Genomic DNA, 26060 nt, shown 5'->3' with positions numbered 1-26060 from the left:
TTTGTACCGAAAATAAAAAGTCAGGCATGGTAACAATTCATATATCGGTTGTAAACATTTTGATGCACTAATTGATTACAACCATGACAATAATTATTTCTTACTCCAATTATTCATTGATTGTTTTTTCAATATAGATATATTTATTTTCATCCGTTATTGGAATATCGTCAGGATTCCACATATAATTTCTAGCAATCTTAAATAAAAACTTATTATTTTTTCTATAAATTGAAATAAAATATTTTGGATTGATATAAATTTCATCAAAATTTTCAGCATTATCGATATTCAATTCTGGTAACTCTTTATTATCTGTAGCATTATCTTGTAATAATTGTTTAGCTTGGTCAAACGAATAGATACCGGCTCTGCCATAATCAAGGTAGAAATGATTAACCAATTTAGTTTTATCAAAGATTAAAACATAGTAACCAACTGTACCACGTTCAGACTCGCCCTCAATAAGAAACACGTTAAATAAATTATTTGCAGAACTTTTGTACAAATATCCATTAAATGAAGTACTGTCAATGAAACTACCGAGTGGTATAGAAAAATCAAATTTTTTATTTGATTTTAAAAAAAGTAAATTACAATTAAATTCTTCTATATCAGGGAACCAATCACATTTAATTCGATTATCATCAAATACCCACAACTCTCCCTCAGTAGATTGTATCGGAATTTCCTGATCGTAATACTGCCAAGATGTTAAATCTTTGAAATTTGTTGCTTTACAACAACTAATCCAGCTTAGATAAAAAAACATTATCGATAACCAAAAATATTTCATATATTGTCCCTATTATTCGAAATCCTTTTTATTCATATTGATATCATACAAGGCTTGATTTATGAGCGATAACAAATCAAGCCTTTTATTGCAATTCCGCCAATTCTACAATTAAAACGTATTAATGATACTATTATTCTAATTGAAACAACAAGATAGAATTTTATTATAATTTACCAATGTTTAAGTTTTGATTAGAAAATGATAGCAGCATTTTTGTTTTTATCGATGGCTTGCTCATTTACTATGACAAATATAGTTACCCAATTAAATAATAATCGAATAATGATTACTTCGACGCTGAAATACAACAGCGAGCATCAATTGATATGATATGAATTACTCTATAAAACATAAAGTTAATTGCACATTTTCAATTAAATTTAGATTAAGTATTAACAATACTTATGACTTAATTTTTAAATATTTTTGCTAATAAAATCAAAAAATCTTATTGTGATGATGATTTCTAAGTTATAGAAGTATATTGGGAATATTTTCAATATTCTTTGAGTTGGAGATACAGCTATTGTTATCTCTCACTTTCACTGCTTAAGACTAATATAATATTTTCTAAACCACTTTTTCTCATTAAGGTTTTTATATATTACTTTTAACAAAATTTTTGTTTGTTAAAAAATAACAAACATGAAAATCATTAGTAAATTCATAGAGATAAAACCGAATTATTCAAAAAGTGTTAAATATGCCATAATATAAAGAAATTTATTTTAATGGTGTTATATGTATTTTTGTTATATATAACTGCCTCCTTTTGTCAATTCGAGAGTAATTATCAGTGTTAACAACAAGCAATATCACAATGCAATTCGGCAGTAAGCCACTATTTGAAAATATTTCTGTCAAATTTGGTAATGGTAATCGTTATGGATTAATTGGTGCTAATGGGAGTGGTAAATCCACCTTTATGAAAATTATTGGTGGCGATTTAGTGCCAACTTCAGGCAATGTATCGCTTGATCCACATGAAAGATTGGGTAAATTACGCCAAGATCAATTTGCTTTCGAGGAGTTTACTGTTCTCGATACCGTAATTATGGGACATACAGAATTATGGCAAATCAAGCAAGAACGTGATCGCATTTACTCGTTAGCAGAAATGAGTGAGGAAGACGGTTTTAAAGTCGCTGATTTAGAGACCCAATATGCCGAAATGGATGGTTATAGTGCGGAGGCGAGAGCTGGTGAATTATTGCTTGGAGTTGGTATTCCTATCGAACAACATTATGGTCTAATGAGCGAAATTGCTCCAGGTTGGAAACTACGGGTATTATTAGCCCAAGCGCTATTTTCAAATCCAGATATTTTATTACTCGACGAACCAACCAATAACTTAGATATTGATACTATCCGTTGGTTAGAAGATACATTAAATGAACGTGAAAGTACAATGATCATCATATCCCATGATCGCCATTTTCTTAACATGGTCTGTACCCATATGGCCGATATGGATTATGGTGAACTTCGTATTTACCCTGGCAATTATGATGATTATATGACTGCCGCTACTCAAGCAAGAGAACGTTTATTAGCTGATAATGCGAAAAAGAAAGCACAAATAAGTGAATTACAATCCTTCGTCAGTCGCTTTAGCGCTAATGCCGCTAAATCAAAACAAGCAACATCACGAGCGAGACAAATTGAAAAAATAAAATTGGAAGAAGTCAAGGCATCCAGCCGACAAAACCCATTTATTCGCTTTGAGCAAGATAAAAAACTATTTCGTAATGCACTAGTGGTAGAAAACCTCACTAAAGGTTTCGACAATGGTCCTTTATTTAAAAATCTTAATCTCATGGTCGAAGTTGGCGAAAAAGTAGCAATTTTAGGGACTAACGGTATCGGTAAAACTACCCTACTTAAAACCTTGATGAATGAATTAACACCAGAACAAGGTGATATTAAATGGTCAGAAAATGCCAATATTGGTTATTATGCGCAAGATCATGAATATGAGTTTGAACAGGACTTAACTGTATTTGAATGGATGAGTCAATGGAAACAACCTAATGATGATGAACAAGCGGTACGTAGTATTTTAGGTCGATTATTGTTCTCCCAAGATGATATTAAAAAGCAAGTTAAAGTTCTATCTGGTGGTGAAAAAGGCCGTATGCTGTTTGGCAAATTGATGATGCAACGACCAAATATCATTGTCATGGATGAACCGACTAATCACCTTGATATGGAATCGATCGAATCATTAAATATGGCATTAGAGCTTTATCAAGGAACGTTATTTTTTGTATCGCATGATCGCGAATTTGTCAGCTCACTGGCTAGCCGTATTATTGAAATCACGCCAGAAAAAGTGATTGATTATACAGGTAATTATGAAGATTACTTGCGAAGTCAAGGCATCGAATAAAGCAACATAGAACATCAATAAAAATAGCCACATAAGTGGCTATATTTTTTATTAGCTGGTTATAAAGAATTAAAAATCTAATTCATCCCACCAAATATCGATTAAAGCGCTGGTTTTAACATTTTTTAAACCATGACTCTCAAGCCATTTAGTGACATTGTCACGATCTTCTTCAGTACAGTTACCTAATTTCTGGGTACAAATAATCCCCTTCCAAGTCAAATAACCACTTCCTTCGTAAGCCAAACCATTAGCTTGTATTGCTTCAACGATAAATTGATCGACAACGTTATCGATGGTTTCTTCATTAGTACCTTCGTCAAATGACCAGCTTACAGTAAAACCTAACTCTTTAAATTCTTCAATATGTAATTTTTTTCTTAAACGACGACTGCGATTAACCTTAGCCATAATAATATCCTTCTGCTTTAAATAATTTAGTTAGTTTTAGAATATGTATGATGGCTTGATTGCTTCATACTATTCTGATGATTTTTAGAAGTTCGAGATTTATCAGCACTTCTTCTTTTTGTTGGAGCTCGTTTTGCTGGCGCTTTTTTGGCTGGCTCCGCTTTAATTTTAGGATCGACTTCAAATCCTTGAGTAAAAATTTCTGGAATCGGCTTTCTAAGCAATTTCTCAATTGATTTTAATTGAGGAAGTTCATCAATACAAACTAGCGATATAGCTTGACCTTGATTTTGCGCTCGCCCTGTTCGACCAATTCGATGAACATAATCTTCTGCTACTTGTGGCAGCTCATAATTAATAACATAAGGTAATAACTCAATATCCAATCCTCTGGCGGCAATATCTGTAGCGACTAATGCTCGTATTTGTCCCGACTTAAAATCAGCTAACGCTTTCGTTCTGGCGCCCTGACTCTTATTACCATGAATTGCTGATGCTTTAATGCCATCTTTGGTTAACTGTTCCGCTAGATGGTTAGCGCCATACTTGGTTCGAGTAAAAATTAACACCTGTTGCCATTGATTTTTGCCAATTAAATAAGAGAGCAATTCACGCTTACGACGCTTATCCACTCGATGCACATATTGCGTAATTTGCTCAGATGCACTATTGGTTTTCGCCACAGCAATCGATTCAGGCGAATTTAAGATGGTATTCGCTAATCCTTTTATCTCGTCAGAAAAGGTGGCAGAAAAAAGTAAATTTTGGCGTTTTTTCGGTAATTTAGCGATCACACGTCGGATATCATGGATAAAGCCCATATCTAACATACGATCAGCCTCATCCAGAACTAAAACTTTTACCGGCGAAAGATCGACAGCATTTTGGTGCACTAAATCTAATAATCGTCCTGGTGTGGCAATTAAAATATCCACCCCACCGCGAAGTTTCATCATTTGTGGATTGATACTAACACCACCAAATACCACTAATGAACGAATAGATAAATATCGACTATAATCACGAATATTTTCACCGATTTGCGCTGCTAGCTCACGTGTTGGTGCTAAAATTAATGCATATAAAGGACGTTTACCTTTTTTCGGTTCTGAGTTAGGTGAATTTTTTAATTGCATTTGATGCAATTTTTGCAATATGGGTAAACCAAAACCAGCAGTTTTACCGGTACCGGTTTGGGCACTAGCCATTAAATCTTTACCTGACAGTATTACGGGAATAGCTTGTTGTTGGATAGGAGTGGGATCGGTATAGTGTTGCTCTTCAATAGCTTTTAATATCTTGGCATCTAAGCCAAGAGAGTCAAATGACATGTAATGATTCCTAAATAATCGAAAAAAATAAATAAGCAACAACATTATAAAGCAATTTAATAATAATTGTCTGATTATTTTATCTTTTCATTGCTAGTTATGTAATATATGTTACTATTTTAGGGAATAACCTTATAAAGTATAGAGTTATTAATCGCTTAAAATATGTTCATAATATATTGCTCATTTTTTAGGTAGATTGGAAAAATGATATTGATTATCATTATCATTTATTGTATTGTTGCAAGCCCAAAACATAATTATTTCATGGAATAGATATGTCTTTTAACTTCCCTCATTTAAAAAAATTATTTATCTTCTTAATGTTAAGTTGCTTTAGTTTAAATTGTTTAGCCAAAGATGATATTACTTTCGCAAACTTTCGTGATATTCGTGATTTAAATCCACATTTATATTCAGGTGAAATGTGGGCGCAAAATATGTTGTATGAATCATTAGTTCACTATAATGAAGATGGCACTTTTTCTCCATGGTTGGCAGAAAGCTGGACTATTACTAACAAAGGTAAAACTTACACCTTTAAATTAAGAAAAGACGTCACATTTAGTGATGGAGCAAAATTTGATGCGCACAGTGCCAAACTGAATTGGGATGCCGTGTTATCCAACAAAGTTCGTCATACTTGGTTAGAAATGGTGCGTTTAATAACCGAAGTCAAAGCAGTCGATGATTATACTCTTGAGGTTAATCTTTCTGAGCCTTACTACCCTTTCATGATTGAAATTGCCGTCACTCGCCCTATGCGATTTATTTCCCCAAATTCTATGATTGATGGTGAAACTAAAAATGGCGTGAAATCTTATATTGGTACCGGCCCATATGTTTTAGGTGATCATAAGAAAGATCAGTATGCAGTATTTAATGCCAATCCAACTTATTGGGGTACTAAACCGTTACTGAAAAAAGTGACTATGAAAGTAATCGCAGATAATCAAAGTCGGCTAATGGCCCTTGAAAAAGGTGAAATAGATCTGATTTATGGTAAAAATATGGTTGATGCGGATTCATTTGAGCGTTTTTCTAGCATGGATAAGTTTCAAACCTTAATGTCTAAACCGGTTTCCAGTCGAATTGTTTTAATGAATACGACAAGAAGCCAATTGAGTGATGTTAATGTCCGCCAAGCTATCGAACATATTATCAATAAGAAAGATATCTCAGAAGGTATTTTTAATAATAGCGAAGCACCAGCGGATACATTGATGGCAACCAATATTCCTTATGCCAACATTGGTTTAAAACCTTATGTCTACGATACAAAATTAGCTGAAACACTACTTGATAAAGCTGGTTGGCTAAAAGTTAAAGGTGAAGATTATCGCCAAAAAGAGGGTAAACCGTTTGAGATCACTCTTTATTATGATAGTAATACTGCCTCTCAAAAAACCATTGCACAATATATGCAAGACGAATTTGAGCAAGTGGGATTAAAGCTTAATATCCATGGTGAAGAAGAGCAAGGTTATCGTGATCGCCAAAAAGCGGGTGATTTTGATATGGTATTCGATATTTCATGGGGAACACCATATGATCCGCAATCATTTTTATCGGGAATGAAATTACCGGTTTATGGTGATTATATGGCGCAACAAGGCTTGAAAGAAAAGCCACAAATTGATGAGAGTATTAGTAAAGCATTAATTTCAACTGCTGAAAAAGAGCGGCAAGATCTATTCCGTTATGTACTAGAAACGCTGCACAATCAGGCCGTTTATATCCCATTAACTTATGAACGTAATCGTGCTATTGCCGTTAAATCATTAAAAGGAATTGAATTCGCTCCTTCTCAATTTGATATTCCATTTGAGAAAATGCATTTTTAATAAACTAATATTATTGACGAATAATGTTAAATTATATTATTAAACGTTTAACCATGATGATACCGATATTATTCGGTATCTCTTTTATCGCTTTTTTTCTTATTAATTTAGCCCCCTCCGATCCTGCTGAAGTTGCATTACGCTTAAACGAAATCATGCCAACACCAGATGCTATTGAAAGTATGCGTCAAGAATTGGGATTGAATAAACCTTTTTTAGAACGCTATTTTATTTGGCTATATGATGTTTTACATCTTGATTTTGGTCGTTCATTTATTCATCGAGATAGACTAGTTTGGGATGAGATGATCCGCAGTTTAATTCCGACATTAATTTTAGCGATGTCGGCATTTGCATTTACACTTATCATCAGTTTAATTTTAGGTGTTTTATGTGCCATCTTTGCCAATTCAGCATTCGATCATATTGTTCGTATTATTATCTTTCTAGGTACTGCAATGCCTAGTTATTGGTTAGGTTTGCTATTTATTTGGCTGTTTGCCAATTATTTAGATTTACTGCCAACCAACGGTTACGGAACATGGCAAAATCTCATTTTACCTACCTTAACCTTATCGTTTGTCTATATCTCAACTTATATTCGTTTTATCCGTAATAACATGTTGGAAAATATGCATAATTATTCGGTATTTTATGCTCGTAGCCGTGGTTTAAAAGAAACAACGATAATTGTTAAACATGTGTTAGTTAATTCTCTACATACTACTATCACGGCTTTAGGTATGACTATTCCGCAATTAATAGCTGGATCTTTTGTCGTCGAATATATCTTTTCGTGGCCAGGACTGGGGCGTTTATGTATCGCGGCTATCATGAACCGTGATTATCCGGTCATTCAAGCTTATATTCTTATCATGGCTATTCTATTTGTAGTTTGTAATTTTATTGTTGATATCATTCATCAATGGTTAGATCCACGATTACGATATAATGGTGGTGCCGTATGAATATAACTAAACAACTGATTAACAATAAAACAGCTTTAATCTGTTTAATCATCATCACCACAATCGTTATATTAGGTATTTTAGCACCTTATATCGCACCGTATGATCCCAATAAAGTTCGTATAGTGCGTAAATATGCCGCCATGTCTAGCCAACATTGGCTTGGTTGTGATCATCTTGGTCGCGATATTTTATCGCGTTTGCTTTATGGTATCCGCTCTACCCTGTTTTTATCCTTACTGACCATGATCATCACTATCGTAGTTGGTAGTCTAATCGGCCTTATCTCAGGTTATCAACGAGGCAAACTTGATGAATGCATTATGCGCCTTTGTGATATTATGCTGTCATTTCCTAGCCAGGTAATGATTTTCGCGATTGTTGGTGTATTAGGCGTAGGTATTGAAAACGTCATTATAGCCAATATTGTGGTTAAATGGGCATGGTATAGCCGCATGATTCGTAGTTCAGTCATCAAATATAGCCGAAAAAATTATATTCTTTTTTCACGCGCAATTGGCGCACCACATTCGTTTATTATTTGCCGTCATTTATTACCTAATGTTATGTCAGAGCTGGTGGTATTAGCAACCTTAGATACAGGTTGGGTAATTTTAAATATCTCAGCACTATCCTTTATTGGATTAGGTGTTCAAGCACCTACTGCCGAGTGGGGGTTAATGTTAAGCGAAGCGAAAAATGTCATGACTCAACATCCGTTGCAGATGGTCTATCCTGGTATCGCAATTTTAATTGTCGTTGCAGCATTTAATATGTTAGGTGATTGTTTAAGAGATATTTTAGATCCAAAGGACAAAAAGCATGAGTAGCTCGCTATTAGAAGTGAATAAACTTACTGTTACCCTCGACAATGGTAACAAGCTATTAGATGATGTCTCATTTAAAATTAATCGTCATTCATGTTTAGGTATCGTTGGTGAAAGTGGCAGTGGCAAAAGTTTAACATGTAAAGCCATTATCGGATTATTAGAGCCCTATTTTAATGTGTCAGGTCAAATATTATTTAAGTCACACCAATCTAAACTAACCTTAGCTAATAATGGTGATCTATTACAACAGAATAAACAGACCTTAAAGCAGATACGTGGTAAGGTAATTTCGATAATACTACAACATCCTATGAGTGCCTTCGATCCGTTATATTGTATTGGCAAGCAAGTGGTTGAAACACTACAAGCGCATCAAGTTATTAGCAAAAAGCAAGCCATGACAAAAGCGTTAGAAATGATTGAAAATATTGGCCTTAATAATCCACAAGAGATCTATAGAAAATATCCTCATCAATTAAGTGGTGGCATGTTACAGAGAATAATGATTGGTTTGGCATTGATGCTTGAACCTGAACTCATCATTGCTGATGAACCTACTACAGCACTCGATTCAATTAGCCAATTTCATATTTTAAAAATGTTTACCGAGATAAAACAGAACTCGAAAACAACCGTGATTTTTATTTCTCATGATTTAGGTGTGATTCATCATATTGCTGATGATATCATTGTGATGAATAAAGGAAAGATTGTGGAATCGGGTAGTCGTGAACAAATTTTTTACCATCCTCAACATGACTATACTCGTTACTTGATAGACACACGTAAACAGTTATTGAATAAGTTCAATGCTATTATTGGTTTCAATAATCCAAATTTGATTACGGAGACAACTTAATGCCACCGTTATTACACGTTGAAAATGTAAAAAAGTCTTTTTTACAGCCGAATCAGAATCTATTTAGCCGAACAAAAAATACCGTTATCAATGGCGTTTCATTCGAGCTAAAACAAGGTGAATGTCTTGGCATTATTGGCGAAAGTGGTAGTGGCAAAAGTACCTTAGGTAAACTGATTTTAGGTTTAGAAAAACCTGATAGTGGTAATATCTATTTTAATGGTCAAGATATAGCTAAACGGGCGTGGAAAAAGTCAACAATGCGTAAAGCTATCAGTGCGGTATTTCAAGATTATAATGCCTCGGTCAATCCGTATTTTACTGCATCCCAAATCATTGCTGAACCAATTGACATCTACGAAAAACTAGCCAAAGATGACCGTAAGCTGCGTATTAACGCTTTATTAGAACAAGTCGGTTTAGATAGCTCTTTTTATCATCGTTTTGCTCACCAAATGAGTGGTGGTCAATTACAGCGTGTTTGCATTGCCAGAGCAATTGCCTGCTCTCCGCAATTTATCTTATTTGATGAAGCTGTGAGTTCATTAGATATCTCAGTACAAACCCAAATATTGTCACTACTTGCCGATTTACAAAAGCAACTCAATCTTACCAGTATTTTTATCACCCATGACCTAACGACCATTACTTATCTTTGTAACAAAGTGGCATTTTTTTATAAAGGTGAGATCATTGAATATATTGATAGTATAGATAAACTTAATCAAGTCAAAAACCCTTACTCTATCCAACTTCTCGAATCAGTTTTAGGTTTTTAAAAAATGGCAAACTCATCAACATCAAATCAACAATATCAGTTTAGCGATTATCTTAAATTGGTGATCCCCTTTGTACTGTCTACTATTACCACCCCCCTACTTGGCGTCGTTGATACCGCTTTAGTTGGTCATTTACCTAATCCAGCTTTTATTGCTGGCATTGCCATAGGAACAGTAATATTCAATACCATTTACTGGTTATTTGGTTTTTTAAGAGTCAGTACCACCGGTTTCGCAGCCCAAGCCTTGGATAACATATTGTTACTAAAATCTTCGCTTATTCGCCCCCTGTTTATTGCGATTTTTTTAGGTTTGGTATTTATTATTTTTCAAAAGTTCATTTTTTTTGCTTCAATGCAGATCATCAAGCCTAATCAAGAAGTTCAACACTATGCTGATAGCTATTTTTCCGTGTTAATTTGGGGGACACCTTTTGTACTTATCAATTATGTATTAGTTGGTTGGTTAATGGGTATCTCTAAAGTAAAAGCAGTATTATTTTTACAAGTTTTCATCAATGTACTTAATATTATAATGGCGATGCTTTTTGTCTGGTGGTTTCGTTGGGACATCAAAGGCGTCGCATTCGCAACCTTAATCGCCCAAATAAGTTGCTCTTTAATCGGGATTTTGTTCATCTATCGATATCTACCGAAAACACATCAAAAAACCGACTTAAAAGCAATTTTGTCATGGAAATCCTTAAAAGGAGTCATTTTAGTCAATACCAATCTAATGATAAGGACTATCTGTTTATTAATCGTCACCAATCATTTTATTTCGATTGGCTCAACATTCGATACCGAAGTATTGGCCGCTAATGCCGTCTTATTCCAGATCCATTACATGATGGCGTATCTGTTTGATGGTTTTGCTAATGCATCAAGTGTATTTAGTGGTCGCGCGAAGGGGAATAAAAATATGGATCTCTATAACCAAACTCTACGTTGGTCATTGCAAGCCTGTTTTATTTGCCCAATTGTAATAATTGCTATTTGGTTGGCGTTTGACAGCTCAATTATCAAGCTACTTACTAATCAAACGGAAATTATAAATCTTACGCTGCAATATCAATCATGGCTAGTTATATTCCCTATTGTTGCTGCGGGCGGTTTAATCTATTATGGTGTTTTTTCAGGTATTAGTTATACTTCATCAATCCGTGATTCAATGTTATTAGCGTTATTGCTTTGGTTGATAGTACAATATTTTGCAGTACCAGTTTGGGGAAATCATGGATTATGGCTGGCCTATAGTTTATTTAGTTTTGGCCGAACAATATTTTTAATTATTTGGATTAAAAAATCGCGCAGCTACATTACTGCTTAATGGCGAATTATCGCAGATTTTTGATTAAATAATCTTACTACTAGTGAGGATTTTAGCGCAAATTTGAAACTATCTTTTTCGATTAAACAGGCGTAGAATTTGCCTTCATTATTCTAATTACAGTCAATATTGTGCCTAGTTATTCTGCTATCAAAAAAAGAATTCAACTTTATCATAAAATACGTAGTTTTCAGGATAAAGCCCCACTAATCGTACTAATAGTTGCCGGTGTTATCGGCACTATCACTGGTATTGTTGGCGTATTATTTCAATATGCGGTGAATTGGGTAATCTCACTGCGTAAAACATTATTATTTAATCTGGTCGACAATCTAGTAATTAATTATCTATTAATCTTTGCTATCACTGGGACAATGGGTGGGTTAGCTTACTATTTGGTCAAACGTTTTGCACCAGAATCTGGCGGTTCAGGTATACCAGAAATTGAAGGTGCATTACTTGATTTACGTCCAGTTCGTTGGCGATCTGTCCTACCTGTTAAATTTATTGGTGGCATCGGTGCTTTGGGCTCTGGTATGGTGTTAGGTCGTGAAGGCCCTACGGTTCAACTCGGTGGTAATATTGGTGCAATGGTCTCCGATCTGCTTAAAGTTAAAAATAAAGCTTATCGACATACTTTTTTAGCAACGGGAGCCGCCGCTGGGATTACTGCAGCTTTTAACGCGCCGTTAGCAGGCATACTGTTTATTATAGAAGAGATGCGCCCACAATTTCGCTATAATTTGACCTCAATAAAAGCTATTTTTGTTGGTGTTATTATGGCCAGCATTATGTATCAATTTTTATATAATCAGGAATCTGTCTTTCAGATCGGTCACTTTAATGCCGTTCCTATTGAATCTTTATGGTTATATCTCTTATTAGGGACTTTTTTTGGTGCTATGGGTGTTTTATCAAATAAATGTATATTAACCTTACAAGAGCGATTCAAACAGTTTTATCTATTGCATAAAGTTTATTTCGTTATCACTGGATTTTGCCTAGCGGGATTATTTGGTGTGGTAAGTTTTATCATTCCAGAAATAACTGGTAGCGGTTTTGATTTTATTCCTAATGCAGTTGCAGGTAATTATGCAATCAATAGTTTGATAATGATTTTATGTTTGCGCTTTATCACTACCGTTTTATGCTTTAGTTCCGGCGCTCCAGGTGGCATTTTTGCCCCAACTTTAGCCCTAGGGACAACGGTTGGGATCGCTTTTGGTGTGATAGCACAACAAATTTACCCCAATTATCATATTGAACTTGGTGCTTGCGCTATCATTGGAATGGGAGGATTATTTGCAGCAACCGTACGTGCGCCCCTCACAGGGATTGTCTTGGTAATGGAAATGTCAGATAATTATCAGCTTATTTTACCGATGATTATTACTTGCTTAGGTGCAACACTCATAGCCCAAGCGCTAGGAGGAATGCCACTATATACGTCTATTTTGGAAAAAATCTTATTAAGAAACAAACTTCAATCAGATAACACTACTCAGCTAACGACTAGTAATTCTTGATAAATCACAGCATAAGCAAACTCGCTGTTGAGGATGGTTGAAAAATAAGACCAATATTTGAGTTAAGCCATTAACTTAGTAATGAATCAAAATTAATATCTCAATGTTTCGATTCATTACTAAAATTCGCTTAATTAAGAATAGTCTTATAGTTACCTATTCTAACTCACAGATTTCTTTGATTGATAAAGTGGTAGGAATATTACGCTCATCAGTGAATTGAAAACGGAAAATAAAACGAATGTCATAAGTTTTTAGGACATTCACAACATCAGATTTATCACAAAATTGACTATTAAGCCCTAATCTAACATTTTCCATAAAATCATCTAAAGGTGTGTTTTGGCTATCTGAAGGCATCTTATATTCAAAAACCACATTATTAAGGTTCGCGGTAATATTGGTGACTTCATAACCGGCCTCTACTTGAATAGGAAATTTACCTTTTTCTCCTAACAATGAACGTTTTGCGCTATCTGCTAACGCTTTAGTAACCTTTACTCCAGTAGTTTTATCAGCTTCAGCTGCATTTGCGGTCGTAAACATAAAAAGGCTTGAAAGCAACACGGCCAAATTAACAACTTTTTTCATCATTTTTCCTTACTTTATCCCTTATAACTCTATTTCCAATCAAATCTATTGATAAATAATTAGATTTTTATAGTTATCTTGAATATTTTAATTTATTTAATAATCTAAATAATAGTGAATAATAAAATTATCTGCTATCTTACACAATATTTCTGATAAAAAAAGCCAACTTAACAATTTATTGTAAGAATTTAGATTAAACCACACAAATATTGACCATTTCAACTTTAACTATTTTTATCATTGAATCTAATTGATCTTCATAAATTTTGCCTGAATTTAATAATCTTTCAACCAAAATAAGCAATGAATTTTAATTAGATTTGGGTATTATTAAGCTTTAATTTTGAAATACCTGAATATATAGGTTATCTAGGATAAGTTAAATTCTTTGGACAAAATTGGTTTACTAAATTTATCTGTTAATAGTAAACATAATTGCAAATAAAATCGCAGAAAATCAAGTGCCCTACCTTGTCACGGTAAGGCACTTTATAGGTTATTGTGGAGTTAATGACATGATAACTGTTTCAAAAGGCTCAAGCGTTAACATTGCTGTTTTCGAAATAGTTGTTGGTTTTTTTGCATGTAACTTACTAGCATAATCAATTTTAATTTGAAAACGGTCAGTTGCATTAGTTGGTAATTCTAAATCATTTTGCAAATCTAGATAGTAAACTTGCTGTTTATCAGATGGATTACGTAATGTGATGATTGCTTTATCTTTACTCCAACCGGCCCAACCATATACACCTAATTTTGTCGGGTCTTTACCTATCCAATGGCTATCAAATAAAACATCTTTATTAGTTCTTGCCCATTTTGCGGCTGTAGCTAGCGTATCCCAATTTTGGGGCGTTAATAATTCAGGTGTAATATACATTTCTTGCAATTGAGTACCTGTTGCAAAGTAGCTCCAGACCTGATCGGCAAAATCTGTTTCACTTTCTTGATCAAGATTTTTCGCTTGTTTTGCATAGACAATACCATGCAACATTAAGGAGTTAAGCGGGAATAGTGGACCTTTTAAAACTATAGAACGATAAGTTTCAGCATCACGATAAGTTAACCACTGTTGCACTTTGCTACCAGGTCCATAGTAGTTAACGTCATCCCCTCCTCGCCATATTGAATCAGCATAGAATAACCATGATGGCGTTGCTTGAGTACCGGTGGTTAAATTGATGTAGAGATTTGGGTTAGCACTGCGCATATCTTCAATTAAATGGATAGCAGCATCAAAATCACTAGTAAATTGGCTACCAGCAATAACCTTATCAGCATTACCCGTTCCATCAAGTTTAAACATGGTTATGTTTTGATTATTAATCAATTCGAGGATTCGTTTATGGAAGTTAGTATAATAATTTGGGCCTGACAAGGCTAATTTACCATCCATAGTTTCATAACCAAATTCAGGCGCATTAGCAACACGTTTATCACGTGGTTTATTATAACCGCCCCATGGTGATAACCAAATACCGAGTGCCGTTTGATATTTATCCGAAGCTGTTTTCAAATTATTAAATTCATTAGGGAAATTGGCGCTAAATCCCCAGTTACCTTTTAGATTATCCCAACCATCGTCAAATAAATATCCATCCAATTTTACCTGACGTTTTTTTACCAACTCCTCACCATATTGATCAATTCTCAATAAAGCCTCTTTTTCGGTATAAGGATTAAAAAATCCTATATCAAGCCATGAATTATAGTGTAAATATGGATTATATGGACGTTGACGAACACTATCAATAAACTGATTAATGTTACGTCTTAACTGTCCTTTTTCATAAGTACCAATATAAGTTTTATAACTTAAAGTGTGTTCAGCTTGCAGTGGAATAGCTTGTGGGATTTTTTGTGATACACCGCCTTCATAAGCAACTGTATTGGTTAGTGGATTTTCTGGAATGATAAAAAAAGTATCACTAATAATCGGTGAACTTACTACTGAACCATACACAAATGGTGCCTGTGAATGGAATGGCATTAATGAAACTGATGACATTAAAAGTGCTTTATTTTTAGGCGTGATTCTTAATTCATAACTCGCAAAATGTTTATCATCATTTAGATTAACAACAGTTTCAATCGACATATCATGACCAGTGTAATTTAATGTCATGCCTGTATCTTGTTGTTGCACTTTATCCAGTGAAAAATCTTTATCGGTTAACTTATCTCCGGATGCTAAAACAATTTCAAACAACGTTTCAATTTTCACCGAATCATTAGTAACTGGATTGATAATATTTAGTGCTGTAATACTATTTTGACTGTCATCCTTAGCTAACTTAACTTGTGCATTTTTTCCTGATAACTGATAATCTTTGGCCCAAGCTGCACCTGTTGGTAAACACAATGCTGATAATATGCCTAACACAACCAATTTTTTCATGTTTTTTTTCATTATTACCTCCTAAAGGATAAACAATTTTATTTCCATAAGTACATATTGGACTTAGTATAGGCATCAAATAGTAATGAAATTGTGATCTTCTTGGCAGTTTATTAGAATTGCAAAATTGCCAAAAAATGACTAAATTTACTTTGTAGTGAAAGAGATATATTTGATTGAAATTGATTACAACTAATTTTTTATTACCATAAATCAAGTCATTTCTCAATTAGCCATAGGTAATAATGAAAGGTAGGTTTAGCAATAGACGAGACATTGCTTTTATTTTTCAACGTGATAAAGATCACAATTTTAAAATAAAGTTATTAGCAAAAAACAAAAACTCAAAAATAAAATTTAATGATGATGACAAATAACCAAAAAGGTAACACTAAGTGTTACCTTTCAAAGTTACAACATAGAACGAGTGCTATTTTTTAGTATGATGAGGATCTTTTACTGAATCACCTTGACCACTCACCACATACCAACCATTCTTACTATGTGGTTTTTTATTATGATCAGGACAAGGGGGTAACGATTTTTTACTTTGGTTTGAATATACATAGCCACAATCAGCACATTTATAAGTGCCAGCTGAAACATCACTACCGTATGCAGCAAATTTTTGTACCATTATAAGCTCCTCCAGTAAAATGTTATAAATAATAAGCCGATTTGCTTATTACAATAATATATAAACGCTGATTGAACCAAAAATCAAGTCAAGATTGAATAAATCTCTCAATATCTTCGCTAAAATAGCTTTAAAATATAAAAAAATTTAGATTTCAAAGCTTGAATACTTGATAACAACAGCAATGTAATTCTATCTTATTTTAAATTGATAATAATGGAATATTAAAAGCAATTAACAAATAACAAAAGGTACATAATCATCTTAAAATAACTGGCAAATACTTAATAAAATTCAACTAATTTTTTAAAAGACTTTTTTTAAAAATATTCTATTTTACGGATAAGAGTTATTGACTTGTTTAACAGATAAATAACAATATAAACATCTTAATATTTTAATCAATACTAAAATAATGTAACCGAAAAAACAACCGAGTACAGGAATGAACATCGCAATGATGAATCCTATATCATCGTAACCATTACTAACATACTCAAAATAAAAATATAAAATACCAAACCAACAAAAAGAAAAAACTAATCCACAAAATAATCCTAAAAAAGAAGTTAATACATGTGTCTGAGGGATAATAAATAATTTTATTAATTGTATTAGGAAAAAAACAATTTCAGAGATTATTATTATACAAAATATTATAAAAAGGATATGTGGAGCTGCATCACTAATGTAGAATTCGCTTCTTAATGAAAAAATATTAAAAGTAACTATAAATGTCAAATAAGCAACCCCAAAAAGACAGATCCATAATTTATCTTTAGATAAATATTTAATAATTTTTGGCATAATTAATCCTTAAAAAACTTAAGTTAACTTCACTATTAACCTAAAAAATCCCATCTAATTAGATATGGTTACACTCTGATAAAATTAATATTTAACTGCTTAATAATCAGTTATTCATTCTACTTTAGATGGTTAAATAATTCTCTTAAGCAATATCTAAAAATGACAGTTAATCAAAAAAATTTCATTTAGATCTTTCAACAAATAAAACACAATATAAAAAATATAACATTCTGATAAGTATTAAAACAATATAACTCATAAAACATCCAATCGCAGGCAAAAACGCCCAACCAAGAAATCCAAAACCATTCCATCCCCAACTATGAAATCGGACGAAACAAATATATAAAATAAATAGCCAAATAAAAGAAAATGCTAGCCCTAAAATTAATCCTAAATAAGAGGTTAACAAATGTGTACTATTAGCAACAAATAGTTTTATCAACATTGAAAGAAAGAAAATAATTTCAACTACAACCGCTATAGCAAATAAAATATCAACAGTTGGCTTACCTATTTTACTAATAAACGAATGAGGATTTTCTAAAACAACATAATAAGTTATGTCCATACTAAAGTAGAATATGAAAAAGAGACCGATCAATACAGAATCTTTAAATAAATATTTCATAATGCTTAACACCTCTAATCCTTGAAAATATCATTAAACCTCCCTATTAATCGGTTGGAGAATTGTTTAATAATAATTTTTTTAAGGATTTAGATTAGTTTAATATTATTAAAAAAGCAAATTAGGTATGGTGAAATTGATATCTATATTTTAAAAAATTATTATCACTGATAATGTGTAAAAAAATTGCTTTTCGCACCTTTTTAATTGTTTTTGTTTGGGATTGAGCTGCAAGTATCTATCTTGCAGCCCTTTGAATTATAATAAATCATGATAACTAATAAGTATGAAAATATTGCTGAATTAATTCAGGATCTTTAGTTTTAGTTAATGCTGTCATGAGTAAAATTCGAGCTTTTTCAGTATTAAGTGAATCTGAAACTAATCCTGGTAATGTTTTGTTTACAGGAACTATCCCACTCCCCGTTCGAGATGAACGTACAACAACAATACCCGCATTTTCTGCTTTTTTTATGCCTCTATCACTTCTAACAGAAGTAGAGCCAGCTCCAGAACCAGCATAAACAATACCATCTACATGGTTTTCGATAGCAGCATCGAACAAATACTCTGGATCATCCTGATAACCATATAAAATAATCACTTTAGGTAACGCTTTAACACCGCTAAGATCAAAAATAGAATTTGATGTATGAAGTTTGTCAATTTTGGTTTCAAAGTGTGGTTTTGCAGCTATAAAAACACCTAAATATCCCTGTTCTGCGGCTTTAAAGGTATCTGTGGTTGTGCCATTAGTCTTTGTTATAAATCGGGCTGAGCCTATTCTATCGTTAAGTACAACCATGACACCTCGCCCTTTAGCTTCTGAAGTAGATGCCAATGTCACAGCTTCTAATAGATTCATTGGTCCATCGGCACTGATAGCGGTCGCGGGACGCATGGCTGCGGTCAAGACAACGGGTTTATCACTTTTTACCGTTAAATGAAGAAAATAGGCTGTTTCTTCAAGTGTATCTGTACCATGGGTAATTACAACGCCATCAACATCATCTTTTGCTAATAGTTCATTCACACGGTTTGATAGTTTTAAAATAATATCACTGGTCATATCATTACTGCCGATATTAGCTACTTGCTCACCATCAATTTGAGCAATATTTTTTAATTCAGGAACCGCATCAATTAATGTTTGCACGCCCAATTCACCGGCTTTATAACTAACGGTATCGGTATTGCTTGCAGCCGAACCGGCTATTGTTCCTCCAGTTGCCAAAATAACAATATGAGGAAGTTTTGTCTCACCAAAACAGAATGTACTCATTAAGAATAGAGTGGTGAAAAGTATTATTTTATATTTCATCTTTTTTCCTTATAGATAGTAAATAAATATCCTTTTATTTACCATGCAAAATCTAGACCAAGTTAAATAAAATTAAATTGTCGCTAAAAATTCTCAATGAATTATTTAACTTATTAATAATAGAGTAAAATTAATCAAGAAAGATTTTATCTATTATCAAAATGAATGCACCTAAATGGTGCGATTTACTCTTAATGATTTAACCTTGATCCTCAAAATTGAGCAAATATGGATAGCTAACTCGTTTTATATAGTGAATTTACCATTTTTAACAATGATAAGGTATAAAAACACAACCTAATTCCGTTCTTTTTAATCATTCAGCAAACTTATTGATTAGTAATAAATAGTGATAAAACTTTTGATAGATTTTACAACTGAACTTGAACCAGTGATCAATCGATTATAGATTCTTAAATATAATTTTTAAAACAGTAAATGACCATTAAAGGGCTTAAGAGTGATTATATTTACATTAAATTCTATGAAATCATTTTCAACCATCGCTTTATTGTCACTATTAAACGAAGAAATCGAGGTATCCTCAATATTTTAGATAAATTAGATGTATGATTTTCAACTTACATGAGTAATATAAATATTATAATTTCGACTGTGTTTTTGGTGAAAATCTATCCTTTGGGGCAACCTCATCCTATCATTTTAGTAAAACCAATTTGTATTACCAATTCATCTATTATTGATGAACCAATTTACAAATCACCAGTTTACTTATCAATTGATAATATTAACATTAGACACTTCATGATCAACCAATTATCGCTTATTTTTATTTATTTTCACAGTAAAATCAAAATCCTAATAAAAATTCATATAGATAAAGTTTGTTCTATTAGACTTTATTATACTAATCAAAACTCCTCTTAAATTTATTATCAATAAATCAGTTGAAATTAAAAGTTATTATACCTTTTCAAAAACACTTAGAACCGATTATTAAATTAATTAAATTAAATTTTTGTGATCTCAGTCACCAAATTTGGTTTTTATATTTGTGAACTACAACTTTATTATTTAACTTATTATACCAATTGTTTGTTTTTGTATATTTATCTATATTAGAGGGAATTATGTTTTTTACAGAAAGGAAATTAAAACAACGCGTTGAAGAACTATTGCGGTTTGAATTACATGATATTCAAACAATACAAAGTTTTGATTTTTGTTATGACCGTAAAGGAGTTAATGGTGCCCCGCCCCCTAATGAAAATGCCGATTGGCAAAATATTGAGCAAGGATTTGAGTGGAAAGAAAAGGATATCTATGTTTGGTTAAGGTTAAGCCATACTTTCCCTAAAACCGATCCGAATCGTTCCACTCATATAGGTCTTTTTAATTTTTCATTATCTTTTCTACGTGATGAATATGAAGCGTTACTCTATGTTAATGGTAAACCATGGCATGGTTTAGATAAAAACCATAATGTTATTTCATTTCCGGACGACTTTTCTGGTAAAACAATTAGATTTGATATTCGTATATGGTCAGGCGTACTTGAAGGTAAAGTTAGACAACATTTTGATGAGTTTCATGTTGGTAACAGTATAAAACAAGTTGCCTTCGGTTTAAGAGATAAAGCCACTCATGATTTGTACGTGACTTCTACCGCTATATTACAAACATTAGATGTTATCTCTAACAATGATTTTTATTATTCGAGATTACTTAATCTATTAGATAGCTCTTTTCTACTCATTAATTGGCAAAACCCATCTAGTAAAGAATTTTACCAATCAATCAGTAATGCATCTAGGTATTTAGAAGAAAATTACAGCAAAGATGCGGTGAAATCGCCAGTTGTGATTAATTGTGTAGGCCATACTCATATCGATCTCGCCTTTTTATGGCAAATAAAACATACCAGAGAAAAATGTGCGCGCTCGTTTTCGACTGTTTTGAAGTTAATGAAACAATTTCCAAAATATAATTTTTTCCAGTCTCAACCACAACTCTATGAATATGTTAAAAATGATTATCCTGAAATTTATGATCAAATAAAACAACGTGTCAAAGATGGGCGCTGGCAAGTTGATGGTGCTATGTGGGTTGAAGCTGATTGTAATATACCCTCTGGTGAATCATTTGTCAGACAAATTATGTATGGCAAAAATTTCATGGAAACCGAGTTTGGCATAACGCCTGAATGCTTATGGTTACCAGATGTATTTGGATATTCTTGGGCATTACCACAAATTTTAAAAAAATCAGGCATTAAATATTTCATGACAACAAAAATTAGTTGGAATGAATTTAATCAACTGCCACACGATACTTTTAAATGGCGAGGCATTGATGGCAGTGATATTTTAGCGCATTTTGTTACAACACCTGAAGAAGGACATCCACGATATACCTATAATGGCATTGTTAATGCTAAATCTGTTCAGGGGTTATGGGATAACTATAAAGATAAAGGTTTAACAGAAACACTGTTGCTACCATTTGGTTATGGTGATGGTGGTGGTGGGCCAAATGAGCAGATGCTTGAATTATTAGAACGATTCGAAAAAATGCCAGTATTACCTAATATTCAATTTGGTACTGTTAAGCAATTCTTTCATGAACTAGAGGATAATATCAATCATAGCAATGATTGGTTCCATACTTGGGATGGCGAATTATACTTTGAAACTCATCGCGGAACATACACCAGCCAAGCGCAAATTAAAAAAGCGAATCGATTAGCCGAATTAGATATTCGTTTCATCGAATGGTTATCGGCGACTAACTCAATCTTAAATAATGACTGGTCTGTTTATGAAAAAAATAAACTAGATTATTGTTGGAAACTCATTCTTAGAAATCAATTTCATGACATTATTCCTGGTTCATCTATACATGAAGTCTATCAAGATGCCAAACTTGAATTTCAGGATTTAAATAATAGACATAACGAAATTCTTAGACCTCTGTTAAAAAATATTACAGATAGTGATGTTAATAGCAAAATTATCATCAATAGCTCTAACTTTATGAGAAAAAATGACGTTGTTTATTTTGATACTTATGCAGAAAATCTCACTATAAAAGATGATTCCAATCAATATTTCACTATACAAAAATCAAAACAAAATGATGGTTATTTTGTTGAAATACCATCAATAGCACCACTAAGTTGTATAAATGTAAGTTATGAAAATAACGTTACATCTGAAAGTAATAAGGCAAAAGATGCTTTTATCTATAATGATGATGAAATAGATACACCTTTTTATCTCATTAAGTGGAATAAATTTGGCCACCTTACCCGTATTTTTGATAAAAAGAATAACCGAGAGGTATTGTCAGGTTGTGGCAATGTATTGACTGTATATGAAGATAAACCAATGAAATATGATGCTTGGGATATTGAAATATTTCATATTCAGAAAAAATCACCTGTTGTACAGTTACAATCTGTCGAACTGACTGAATTAGGGCCATTAATTTGTGAAATCACATTTAAATGGATTTTTAATAACAGTTCAATTTGCCAGAAAATGCGAGTCTATAGTAATAATCCAAAAATTGATTTTATAACTGATATTGATTGGCATGACTGCAATCAACTACTTAAAACAGTATTTCCAGTCGATATTAGAGCAGTTGAAGCAACGTACGACATTCAATTTGGTAATGTTAAACGCTCAACTACTTGGAATACTAGTTGGGATTATGCAAAATTTGAAAGTGTAGCACATCAATGGGCCGATTTATCAGAATACGGTTATGGCGTCAGCCTATTAAATAATTGCAAATATGGTCATGCTATTAGAGACAATATAATGCAATTAACCCTCATCAAATCAGCTATAAGCCCTGATTTACAAGCTGACCAAGGACAACATCAATTTACATATTCTTTATTTCCTCATACGAAGAATTGGCAAGAAGGTCATGTTGCCCAAGAAGCTTGGTTCTTAAATGAACCGCTAAGAATTTATGATGGCAAATTAAAATCATTTATTAAGCCATCTAATCTATCAATTCTTACATTAGATAATCATTTAGTTCAGGTTGATGCTTTGAAAAAAGCAGAATCAGGTGATTGGTTAATTCTCAGAATTCATGATTTCTCCGGTGGAACACAAAATGTCAATATCAGCTCTCACTACAAAATCAACTGGTGGAGAGAGTGTGATTTGATGGAGAACTTTATTGATCAAAACATAAATAAAGGGAATTTAAAAATAAAATTAAGTCCTTTTGAAATTAAAACTTATGCAATTTCAATAAATTAATTGCTTAATTCTATTACGAGGTTTGGAAAATGAAAAATCAAAAAATAATCACTATTCCTAAAGCTATAGGTTTTGGAATGATTGATATCATTGGAGGGGGAGCATTCACCATTATAGGTGCATGGTTGTTATACTTCTTTACTACTTTTGTTGGATTGAGCCCAATTGAAGCGGCATCAATTGTGGCAATTGCTCGAATATTAGACGCCATATTATGCCTTTTCATGGGGAGTTTCACCGATCACTTTTATAAAAATAAATTAGGTAAAAAATTTGGACGCAGAAGATTCTTCTTAATAATTGGCGCACCATTAATGCTTTCTTATGCATTATTATGGATTAATGGCATGGGCTACCTATATTATCTAGCTATCTATTTAACTTTTGAGGTAGTTGTAGCCATGGTAATGATTCCTTGGGAAACCTTACCATCTGAAATGACCAATGATTATGCAGGAAGAACCAAACTATCTACTTGTCGAATGTTTATTTCTGCAGTAGGTACTTTTATGGCAACATTTGTACCAGGCAGATTAATTGCAATCTATGGTGAAAATGATCCAAATGCTTATCTATTTAATGGTATATTTTTTGCTGTATTATTCATGATTTGCGTGATTATATCCTACTTTTCAACTTGGGAAAGACCACTAACTCCGGAAATGTTAAAAGAATTAGAAAAATCTAAATCTGATAAAAAAGTAAATCCAGTTACCTTTGTTTTTGGTCTGTTTAAAGAATATTTCTCTACCCTAAAAGTTAGAGCCTTCAGAAAACATTTAGCTATCTATTTATTATCTTTTACTGGTAAAGATATTTATAACACTGTATTTGTATTTTTCTGTGTATATTGTTTAACGCTTGATGCTTCTGTAGCTGGAAGCCTTTTATCTTTAAGTATCATTGGATTACCAGTTACATTAGTAGCAGGATTCGCATTCGTTAAATATGGACCGAAAAAACTACTTGTTGGTGCTTATTCGACTATGCTTTTATGTTTAGCTGCGACCTATTTAGTTTTTGTATTTAATCCATCATCAAAAATAGCCATACTGTTTGTTATTGGTACTGTATATCAAATAGGCCGATGCCTGATGGAGTTCACACCATGGAATATTTTCCCATTCATTCCAGATATTGATGAAATGATCACTAAAAAAAGAAGAGAAGGCTTATTTGCTGCTGTTATGACATTCTCTAGAAAAACGACAGTCGCCCTATCAACTCTTTGTGTTGGATTAATATTAGAATTTGGTGGTTTTGTTCAAAAACAAGCAGATCAAACTCCTGAAGCAATAACCACAATTGCATTAATTCTATTTTTAGGAACTGGATTACTTGTTTTCTTAGCTATGTTAGTGACTCTCACCTTTAATCTAGATAAAGAAAAACATGGATTATTAGTTAATGCAATTGATGTCTTACAATCAAATGGCGATGTAAATGAGTTATCTGAAGAAACTAAATTCGTAGTAGAAGACTTAACAGGCTATCCGTGTGAAAAATTATTTGAGAAAAAATAAACCCTATTTATAGGTTGTAATTACTAATAAAATGACTATAAATAGTCCTAACATAAATTAGTAACCGTAAAAATTAGATACTAGATGAAATTCAGCTAGTATCTAATACCTAATATTCTTAATATATTCTATATTAAAACCACCCTAAACTGTAAAATAAGACTAAAAATTTAATCGTGATTAGTCACATATAAAACTACAAAAGTTAACAGTACAAGTAGAAACTTTTATAATTAATATTATGATTTAGCTCTTCAATAACAGATAGCAAATCGTTCAAGTTCATTCATAAAATATCAACTTTAGATTTTCTAAACAAAAGAATTAAATATTTTGATAAGGTATTTTTGATAAAAACTGATATTTAAGTAAATTATTTAAAAAGCAAAGCCGAGATGACTGAGTTTGAGAAAAACATATTAATGTTAGAATAAACAACTGTATGAAAAATATTTATTGCTACATTTTTATTAAACTCATCAGCTATAGAATTTTTGAAATTCTATCCTCAACCTTTTTAGCTACACCATCTAACATGCAGCCATCCTCAATAAACTCTTATATTAGAATCTGACATATTAAACTGACGAGATTTTGCGTGCGGATCAACAGCTTTAATTATTCCATTGTCATCTCAATATTTTAAGTTTATTACAAGAATATTTGTCATTTCTGAAACTTAACCAATACCAACGATCACAGTTAATAAAAAGTCATCATATTCACTTTTAAAAGATTTATTTTCAGTCATTGCTCCTTGCATTTTTATATTTCGAATTAAAAATAAATAGATTTGATATATTCTAATTTGTCTTTAAAACAAATAGAAAATCAAAAGTG

Annotated in this window: 19 protein-coding genes; 10 read left to right on the top strand and 9 right to left on the bottom strand. The window is 32.5% G+C overall.

Annotated elements, in window-relative coordinates; genetic code table 11:
- Nucleotides 1-109 precede the first annotated feature (109 nt).
- Entirely contained in the window at nt 110-796 is a 687-nt protein-coding gene (locus tag H3S74_RS02925) for a hypothetical protein (RefSeq protein WP_198221398.1), read from the bottom strand.
- 799 nt (nt 797-1595) lie between these two features.
- Between H3S74_RS02925 and H3S74_RS02920 the strand changes: the two genes are divergently transcribed.
- Nucleotides 1596-3188: an ABC-F family ATPase gene (locus H3S74_RS02920; protein WP_065651174.1), complete on the top strand. Its 1593-nt coding sequence runs from the start codon at nt 1596-1598 to the stop codon at nt 3186-3188.
- A gap of 69 nt (nt 3189-3257) precedes the next feature.
- Here H3S74_RS02920 and H3S74_RS02915 read toward each other — a convergent pair whose 3' ends face one another.
- The gene (locus H3S74_RS02915) at nt 3258-3599 is read right to left on the bottom strand and encodes a YggL family protein (RefSeq protein WP_065651175.1); all 342 of its coding nucleotides are present in this window, start codon (nt 3597-3599) and stop codon (nt 3258-3260) included.
- A 26-nt stretch (nt 3600-3625) separates the two neighbouring features.
- Complete coding sequence (rhlE, locus tag H3S74_RS02910) at nt 3626-4930, bottom strand: ATP-dependent RNA helicase RhlE (protein WP_198247176.1); 1305 nt, start codon at nt 4928-4930, stop codon at nt 3626-3628.
- A 278-nt stretch (nt 4931-5208) separates the two neighbouring features.
- Between rhlE and nikA the strand changes: the two genes are divergently transcribed.
- The 7 genes from nikA (at nt 5209) to clcA (ending at nt 13065) form a co-directional block, all read left to right on the top strand.
- Nucleotides 5209-6774: a nickel ABC transporter substrate-binding protein gene (nikA, locus tag H3S74_RS02905; protein WP_198221403.1), complete on the top strand. Its 1566-nt coding sequence runs from the start codon at nt 5209-5211 to the stop codon at nt 6772-6774.
- A gap of 23 nt (nt 6775-6797) precedes the next feature.
- The gene (gene opp1B / locus H3S74_RS02900; protein ID WP_198221405.1) at nt 6798-7742 is read left to right on the top strand and encodes a nickel/cobalt ABC transporter permease; all 945 of its coding nucleotides are present in this window, start codon (nt 6798-6800) and stop codon (nt 7740-7742) included.
- A 2-nt stretch (nt 7743-7744) separates the two neighbouring features.
- Entirely contained in the window at nt 7745-8572 is an 828-nt protein-coding gene (opp1C, locus tag H3S74_RS02895; RefSeq protein ID WP_370547464.1) for a nickel/cobalt ABC transporter permease, read from the top strand.
- On the top strand, nt 8565-9431 hold the full coding sequence (locus tag H3S74_RS02890) for an ABC transporter ATP-binding protein (RefSeq protein ID WP_198221409.1): 867 nt from the start codon (nt 8565-8567) through the stop codon (nt 9429-9431). The genes opp1C and H3S74_RS02890 overlap by 8 nt, the downstream gene beginning before the upstream one ends.
- Nucleotides 9431-10210: an ABC transporter ATP-binding protein gene (locus tag H3S74_RS02885; RefSeq protein ID WP_198221411.1), complete on the top strand. Its 780-nt coding sequence runs from the start codon at nt 9431-9433 to the stop codon at nt 10208-10210. The genes H3S74_RS02890 and H3S74_RS02885 overlap by 1 nt, the downstream gene beginning before the upstream one ends.
- 3 nt (nt 10211-10213) lie before the next feature.
- Nucleotides 10214-11539 (top strand): MATE family efflux transporter, encoded by a 1326-nt coding sequence (locus H3S74_RS02880; protein WP_198247174.1) that lies wholly within the window; start codon nt 10214-10216, stop codon nt 11537-11539.
- A 149-nt stretch (nt 11540-11688) separates the two neighbouring features.
- Entirely contained in the window at nt 11689-13065 is a 1377-nt protein-coding gene (gene clcA / locus H3S74_RS02875; RefSeq protein WP_370547462.1) for a H(+)/Cl(-) exchange transporter ClcA, read from the top strand.
- A gap of 156 nt (nt 13066-13221) precedes the next feature.
- On the opposite strand, the gene H3S74_RS02870 is transcribed toward clcA, so the two are convergent.
- The 6 genes from H3S74_RS02870 to H3S74_RS02845 form a co-directional block, all read right to left on the bottom strand.
- Nucleotides 13222-13656, bottom strand: a complete 435-nt coding sequence (locus tag H3S74_RS02870) for a hypothetical protein (protein ID WP_110447924.1) — start codon at nt 13654-13656, stop codon at nt 13222-13224.
- Nucleotides 13657-14155: 499 nt separating this feature from the next.
- Complete coding sequence (locus H3S74_RS02865; RefSeq protein ID WP_198221417.1) at nt 14156-16069, bottom strand: hypothetical protein; 1914 nt, start codon at nt 16067-16069, stop codon at nt 14156-14158.
- A gap of 418 nt (nt 16070-16487) precedes the next feature.
- Nucleotides 16488-16694 carry a hypothetical protein gene (locus H3S74_RS02860; protein WP_065578823.1) on the bottom strand — a complete coding sequence of 69 codons (207 nt, stop codon included), beginning with the start codon at nt 16692-16694 and terminating at the stop codon, nt 16488-16490.
- 336 nt (nt 16695-17030) lie between these two features.
- The gene (locus tag H3S74_RS02855) at nt 17031-17501 is read right to left on the bottom strand and encodes a hypothetical protein (RefSeq protein ID WP_086365412.1); all 471 of its coding nucleotides are present in this window, start codon (nt 17499-17501) and stop codon (nt 17031-17033) included.
- Between the two features lie 184 nt (nt 17502-17685).
- Nucleotides 17686-18135, bottom strand: a complete 450-nt coding sequence (locus H3S74_RS02850) for a hypothetical protein (protein ID WP_086365413.1) — start codon at nt 18133-18135, stop codon at nt 17686-17688.
- A 277-nt stretch (nt 18136-18412) separates the two neighbouring features.
- The gene (locus tag H3S74_RS02845; protein WP_198199783.1) at nt 18413-19456 is read right to left on the bottom strand and encodes a type II asparaginase; all 1044 of its coding nucleotides are present in this window, start codon (nt 19454-19456) and stop codon (nt 18413-18415) included.
- 1091 nt (nt 19457-20547) lie between these two features.
- On the opposite strand from H3S74_RS02845, the gene H3S74_RS02840 reads away from it, so the two are divergent.
- Both H3S74_RS02840 and H3S74_RS02835 read left to right on the top strand, forming a co-directional pair.
- Complete coding sequence (locus H3S74_RS02840) at nt 20548-23697, top strand: alpha-mannosidase (protein ID WP_198247172.1); 3150 nt, start codon at nt 20548-20550, stop codon at nt 23695-23697.
- Nucleotides 23698-23726: 29 nt separating this feature from the next.
- Nucleotides 23727-25220: an MFS transporter gene (locus H3S74_RS02835; RefSeq protein WP_198247171.1), complete on the top strand. Its 1494-nt coding sequence runs from the start codon at nt 23727-23729 to the stop codon at nt 25218-25220.
- Nucleotides 25221-26060: the final 840 nt, after the last annotated feature.

Origin of the sequence: Gilliamella sp. W8126 (assembly GCF_016102185.1) — a bacterium.
In the GTDB taxonomy this organism is placed as follows: domain Bacteria; phylum Pseudomonadota; class Gammaproteobacteria; order Enterobacterales; family Orbaceae; genus Gilliamella; species Gilliamella apis_A.
This window is presented reverse-complemented; position numbering and strand designations above follow the sequence as displayed.